Below are 6559 nucleotides of genomic sequence, written 5' to 3'. Positions count from 1 at the left end.
ATGGCTGATCGGAACATCGGCGGAAGCTGCCGCGCCCGGCGCCTGGCCGGCTTGCGCATGGCTCCAGGCGGTCAGCATGGTCGCGGCCAAAAGCGTTTTTCGGACCTGGTGCATGGTCTACTTCCTTTCGCTACGGCAAATGTGGCCGGAAAAATCGATCGGGTCGGATTCGCTCTCCACGGCCGGGGCCGGATTGGTCGGCGCCGGCGCGGAGGTTGTGACCGGCTCGCCGATGGCGAGCTTCATCGCCGCGATCTCCTGCATCTGGTCGACGATGATTTCCTGCGCGATGCGCCGCAACTGCTCGTTCTTGCCGTAGCGCAGCTCGATCACGGCCATGTCGATCGCGCCTTGATGATGCGGCGCCATCATGGCGACGAAGTCACGGTCGATATCGCCGGTTGGCTTCGCCTCCATCGCATTCATCATTTTGGTCATCGCGCCGTCGTTCTCGCGGAGGAACGCGCTCTCGTCGGACGTCGCCGCCGCCTCGGTCGCGGGATGCGCCTCGTGCGCGAACACCAATGGGGGAAGGGCGAAGGCGAACAGCAGCCGCGCGCAGAATACCGCCTTGCCCAAAGTTGGTTTGAGAAGGAGACTAAGTTTGACAAGGAGACTTGGTTTGAGAAGGAGACTGGGTCTGAGATATTGCAACATCGCTCTGCTCCATCGCTTGCACCGCTCTTGACGCATGCGGGTGCGTTCTATTCCACCCGCGGCAAAGAAACTTTGGCGATCAGAGGTGGCAAAAAGAGATAGAGAGCGCAAAACCAGAAGACTGCGCCGCAGCCGGTTCACGCAAACGTTACGGTCGGAAGCGACCCCGGTCTTCACGAATCTGGAATTCTGGCCGAGTGATCCGGCGGCACGTCTTGAACGAGCACAAAACTCCGGTGTCGTCCCGGCCTTGAGCCGGGACCGATAATCACCGGCTTGTGTTGGGGAGAAGACGGGAGCCCCACCTGATCAACAATAAACGCCTGTGGCTATGGGTCCCGGCTTGAGGCGGGACGATAATGCAGCACAGGCTCAACTCTGCACCGGGCAGCCCGCATCAGCGCAGCGATATGCGGGATCAATGCAGATGATAATCCCCGATATCGCTGCGCTCGTTTGCCCGTTGATTTCAGCGACGACCAAGCGCGTGCCGGCGCCGCCGCGTCCTGCCCGCAGGCGGACATACCCGCGCTGCACGACGTCCCGGAGGCTGCCTGATCATCGAACAATGGCGGCGAGACGGAGCCTTGCGGTCGATGACCCGCGACCGCTGAGAATGGCGCGCTACGGTCGAAGGAGAAATGTCAGCAAGCAGGGCGGAGGGTAGGCCACAAGGTCCGCGCAAGGCGAACTCCGACGGGTACAATCCGCCGGCGCTCGCGGCGAGATCGCTGGCATCCGCCTTTGCGCTTCGAGCGACGGCAGACAAGTCGCCTCCAACCCGCCCCGCCAAGCTGTGCTCCGCGCCGAAAAAAGGGCCGTCTCTGGGAGACGGCCCTTTGTCACTAATCGACGATCTCGACGATGCGGTGGGTTCGCGGGTCGACCAGGACGGTGCGGCCGTTCACGATGGTGTAGCGGTGCTCGCGCACGCCATATTCCGGTGGCACGTCGTAATAGGTAACGCCTTCTTCGGGGAGCACCGCGCCCACCCTGACGTCTTCGTTGTACTGATAGGACGGATGCCGCTGTTCGACGACATAGGAGCGGAAGCGAGGCCGCTGATCGACGCCAAGGATGCCGGTGACTCCGCCAACGACGCCGCCGACCACGCCGCCAACCACGGCCCCGACCGGACCCGCCGCCCTGTCTCCATCCCGGGCACCTCGCTCGACGCCTTCGGGGACGCCCTGGGCTTGGCTTGCGACGGGAAGCAGGACCGCGACGGCGAGCGCGGCGGCTCCGACAAAACGGCGGATCATGGTAACTCCTTGGTTGGGATGGGTGCACGACAAGTCGCCGGCGCAGAATAGGTTCCCGAACCGGGAAGTTATTGGCCGTTGCGCAGCAACGGGTCGCGGCATCAAAGGAGAGTGCGCGTGGCGGTCGCGTTATCCGCGCGGGGTCACATTTCGAAAGTCATCGGCTCGTTGATTCAGGGCCGGTAAAGCAGGCCGTCAACGGCCGCCGCCCGCCCGCGGCATCGTAAAGCTCCCTCACTGCGCCGTGCCGAGCTCATGAACCGCAAGACCCGCCGCGTCATCGACCCCGACCAGGTAAAGCCGCCCGGTCTGGTAGGGGTGAACGTCTCCAGCAGCGATGCCGGCAAAGGCGTGCTGCGATAGACTTGGTGAATGCGTGGCGCTTGTGGCACGAAACTGCCGAAAAACTCAGAAGCGCGACGACAATTAACGCCTAATTCGTTCAATCGCGATCGATCGCCTTCGCGTTGTCACACAACCCGGATCCGACGCCGACCCGTCAGTCACCGCGCCGCACATTGGACCTCGTCCGTCCGCGCGGCGGCGCCGCCGGGCGATTTTGGCGGAAGGGTGGATCGATGCCCGGCAATGGCTCGCTGGCGGCGGCGAGAATCCAGCTTCGGAAAGCCTTGATGGCGGGATCGCGCAGGCGATCATCGCTGATGATGAGTTGATAGTCGCCGGCCCGCAATTCGGGGGCCGCGATCGGACAAACCAGGCGGCCGGCTGCGATGTCCGCTTCGATCAGGTGCAGCGATCCGAGCGCGACGCCCAGGCCGTCGACGGCGGCCTGCAGCTGGAGGTAGACGTGGTCGAGCTCGATGTGTCGAGCCGGCGTCAGGCCCGCGACACCCGCCGCCGCAAGCCAATTTGGCCATGCCGAGCGCGTCGTGGTGGAATGCAGCAGGACGTGGCGTCGCAAATCGTGCGCGGTTTCCACCGGCCGCTCGCGCAGGATTGCCGGGCTGCAGACAGGAAGCTGCCGGTCCGGCATCAGCGTCTCGCATCGGAATCCGGAGCCGCGCTCCACGCCCGTTCGTATGCCGATGTCAAAGGCGGCGCCGACATAGCGCAACTTGCGCGACGTGGTTGACATTTTGACCTCGATGCCCGGATACGCGTCCTGGAATCGCGCAAGCCGCGGCAAAAGCCAGCGCAGCGCGAAACTCGACAGCGCGTTGACGCGAACCGTGCCGGACACGCGGCGCGCGGGTTGAGGCCCGCGCAGCCTGGCCGTCGCCGATGTCAGGCGCACCAGCGCCGCGCTGACATCTGCCAGCAGATCGGCGCCATGGTCGGTCAGCGCGACGCCTCGCGTGCGTCGCTCGAACAGCGCCACGCCGAGCCAGTCTTCCAGATGCCTGATCTGCTTGCCGATCGCCCAGTGTGTGACGTGCAGATCGTTCGCGGCTTCGACAAAGCTGCCGCGTCGGGCCGCGGCCTCGAAAGCCCGGATCGCATTGAGGGGTGGCAGTTCATTCTCGCCCATGGGTGAGTTTTCCTCCCGTCTCCGGAGAAAATAGCGCAGTTGAAGGCCTGCCGCCACTGAACTATGCCGGCCCCAGCGGCTGGAATTCGTCGCAGGCTCGGATCAATCCCGGGAGGAATCCTCTCTTTGCGGGAACCAAAAAGCCAATGAGGTTGCCGATGACGGCGTTCGACGCAAACAGCAAAAACGCGGATGTTGCCAGGGCCGCATCTCGCGGCCGCACGCTCTGGACGGCCTGTGCGGCCCATGCGCTGCATGACGGCTACACGGATCTGATCTATTTGCTGCTGCCGATCTGGCAGGCCGAATTCGGGCTCGGCTACGGTGCGCTCGCGTTCCTGCGCGGTGTCGCTGCCGCCACCATGGCAGGACTGCAATTGCCGGCCGGACGGCTGGCGGAACGTTTCGGCGGCCGCACCACGCTGGTGCTCGGTACGCTGCTGGCGGCGATCGGCTACCTGCTTGCCGGCCATTCGGCCGGGCTGGCCGGATTATGCGCTGCCCTGGTGGTGACCGGCTGCGGCCTGAGCACGCAACACCCGATCGCGTCGGCCGCGGTCTCGCGCGCCTATCAGGACGACGCGCGCGGCCCGCTCGGCACCTACAATTTCGCCGGCGATATCGGCAAGGCTGCGATTCCGGGCGGGGCATCGCTTTTGCTCGGCCTGATGTCCTGGCATCATATGGTGTGGTATCTCGCCGCGCTCGGCGCGGTCGTGGCAATCGCCGTCGCGCTGTTTTTTCCGGCCAACCTGAAGCCGATCGCCCCCGGCAAAACAGTCGAACATCACGCTTCCGGCACGCATCGAGGATTCGCACTCCTGCTCGCCATCGGAATCCTCGATTCCAGCGTGCGCATGGGATTTCTCACCTTCCTGCCGTTCCTGCTGAAAGAGCAGGGCGCATCGTTGTCGACGACCGGCCTGGCGCTGGCCCTGGTGTTCATGGGCGGAGCGGCGGGGAAGTTCGCCTGCGGCTGGCTCGGGGCGCGGTTCGGCGTGATCGCGACGGTGCTTCTGACCGAAGCGGGCACGGCCGCAGCAATCCTGTCGGTGCTGGTGCTGCCGCTGGTCGCGGTGCTGACCCTGTTGCCCGTCGTCGGCGTCATGCTCAACGGCACATCCTCGGTGCTCTACGGCACCGTTCCGGACCTGGCGCCCTCCGATCGCACCGAGCGGGCGTTCGCGACCTTCTACACCGGCACGATCGGCGCCGGTGCGACAGCGCCGATCCTGTTCGGCCTGCTCGGCGATGCGGTCGGTTCACACGGCGCCATGATCGCGACGGCACTCACGGCCGCAGCCGTTTTGCCGCTCGCGATCGCTTTGGCGCCGCGGCTCTCGGCGAGCCGAAGCTCCACCCGCGATTGAGGCGCGCGGCGCACACGTCTGACTGTCATCCTCAGACGAGTTGGGCTGGTCATCTTGATTGCCGTCGTCTGCCATCAGTTCGCGCGCGCCCAGGCGGCCGATGAATGGGGTCAAATTCGATACCGCGCCTTATGTCCTCGGCCCGGAGTTCGACGGCGGAGACCCACGACTTCCTGGCAGCCCAGCTCGCGAAAGAGAAAGTGACAATGCGCCAGTTCCGAAGGCCGGCGTCGGCAACTCGAGAACCAGCCCGGGATGCACCTTGACAATCGCCCTTCAACATCCAAATAACATCCATGCAGATGGTCAATGGATGGCAAAACCTCATGTCCAACAATATCCACGAACTCCGGCCCCGACCCGCGGATACCGAAAAAATCACCATTAACCTTGGTTATGTCGACCTCGGACACGTCGATCTGATGGTGCAGGAAGGGTTCTATTCGAACCGAACCGATTTCATTCGCACCGCGATCCGCAACCAGCTCGAACGTCACGCCGACGTGGTCAGGCAGTCCACGGCTCGAAAGAGCCTCGACCTCGGCCTGCGGAACTACAGCCGCGACGATCTCGAAGCGGTGCGCCGGGCCGGCGACATGCTGCACATCAATGTGCTGGGCCTTGCCACTATTGCACCAGACGTCACGCCCGAGCTGGCGCGCGCTACGATCGCCTCGGTCTCCGTGCTGGGAGCTCTGCATGCCAGTGCGGCGGTCAAGGCCGCTCTGGCCGACAGGATGCGGTGAAAGCGATGCTGAAACAGGACATCATTCGCGAAGCCACACGTCTCACCCGCGCGGGCCGGCTCCTCGAGGCTACGGCGCTGCTCCAGCGCATGCTTCGCGGTGCAAGCGCGCCCAATGCGACAAGGCGAACGATCGATCGCACCGCTGTTGCAGGCCATGAGCCGCCAATTATTGACCTGAAGGTCAACGCGACTGAGGCGAGGCATCGTCCCGACTCGGCGCAGGCCGCATCGGCTCGACCGCTCGCGCTCCGCGCGCTGCTCGATCGGACGAAGCTGCCCGCCGGTTTCCGCAGGCCAGGCGTCGTTCAGCGCGCCCCGCTGTCGGATCTCGTGCCGGATGGCGCAAGATTCATCGCAGGTACCTATGGCAATCAGGCGGGAAGCCGCGCCTACAAGCTCTTCATCCCCAGCCGCGACCAGGGGCAACCGCGCCCTCTGGTCGTCATGCTGCATGGCTGTACTCAGTCGCCGGATGATTTCGCCGCCGGTACGCGGATGAATTTCATCGCCGAGGAACAGGCTTGCCTCGTGGTCTATCCCGCGCAGCCCAGCGAAGCCAACCAGGCAAAATGCTGGAACTGGTTTCGCGCCGCCGATCAGCAGCGGGGCAGCGGCGAACCTTCGCTGATCGCGGGCATCACGCGCCAGATCATGCGGGACCATTCGGTCGATCCAAAGCGCGTCTATGTCGGCGGCCTGTCCGCTGGAGCGGCGGCTGCCGCCAACCTGGGGGCAACCTACAGCGACCTGTACGCGGCAATCGGCGTGCATTCCGGCCTGGCCTGCGGAGCCGCGGTCGACCTTCCCTCGGCGTTGGTCGCCATGCGACAAGGTCGCGGGTCGGACGAACGTTTACGGCGAGGTGATCGGCGCGCCGTCCCGACCATCGTGTTTCACGGCGATCGCGACACCACGGTGCATCCCAACAACGGCGATCAGATTCTCGAGCAGTCCATCGGAACGACGCGCATGCAAAAGCAGGTGCATCGCGGGCGGGTCCCTGGCGGCCATGCCTATACCCGCACGATCCTCA

General features: G+C 64.7%; 6 protein-coding genes. 3 read left to right on the top strand and 3 right to left on the bottom strand.

The features are described from left to right. Positions 1 to 117 precede the first annotated feature (117 nt). The 3 genes from WCB02_RS42305 to gcvA form a co-directional block, all read right to left on the bottom strand. The gene (locus WCB02_RS42305; RefSeq protein WP_423969064.1) at positions 118 to 579 is read right to left on the bottom strand and encodes a DUF305 domain-containing protein; all 462 of its coding nucleotides are present in this window, start codon (positions 577 to 579) and stop codon (positions 118 to 120) included. 923 nt (positions 580 to 1502) lie between these two features. Beyond that, a complete protein-coding gene (locus WCB02_RS42300) occupies positions 1503 to 1919 on the bottom strand; it encodes a DUF1236 domain-containing protein (protein ID WP_423969060.1) in 417 nt (138 codons plus the stop codon). A gap of 499 nt (positions 1920 to 2418) precedes the next feature. After that, on the bottom strand, positions 2419 to 3408 hold the full coding sequence (gene gcvA, locus WCB02_RS42295) for a transcriptional regulator GcvA (protein ID WP_423969058.1): 990 nt from the start codon (positions 3406 to 3408) through the stop codon (positions 2419 to 2421). 158 nt (positions 3409 to 3566) lie between these two features. On the opposite strand from gcvA, the gene WCB02_RS42290 reads away from it, so the two are divergent. The 3 genes from WCB02_RS42290 to WCB02_RS42280 all read left to right on the top strand — a co-directional run. Continuing rightward, positions 3567 to 4778: an MFS transporter gene (locus tag WCB02_RS42290; protein WP_423969055.1), complete on the top strand. Its 1212-nt coding sequence runs from the start codon at positions 3567 to 3569 to the stop codon at positions 4776 to 4778. A 326-nt stretch (positions 4779 to 5104) separates the two neighbouring features. Next, positions 5105 to 5524, top strand: coding sequence for a CopG family transcriptional regulator (locus tag WCB02_RS42285; RefSeq protein ID WP_423969062.1), 420 nt, complete (start codon positions 5105 to 5107; stop codon positions 5522 to 5524). Positions 5525 to 5529: 5 nt separating this feature from the next. Further along, the coding region (locus tag WCB02_RS42280) for an extracellular catalytic domain type 1 short-chain-length polyhydroxyalkanoate depolymerase (RefSeq protein WP_423969052.1) at positions 5530 to 6559 on the top strand (1030 nt) is incomplete at its 3' end.

Origin of the sequence: Bradyrhizobium sp., assembly GCF_049581145.1 — a bacterium.
GTDB lineage: Bacteria > Pseudomonadota > Alphaproteobacteria > Rhizobiales > Xanthobacteraceae > Bradyrhizobium.
Note: the sequence above shows the minus strand (reverse complement) of the source record. Positions and strands in the feature narration are given on the sequence as shown.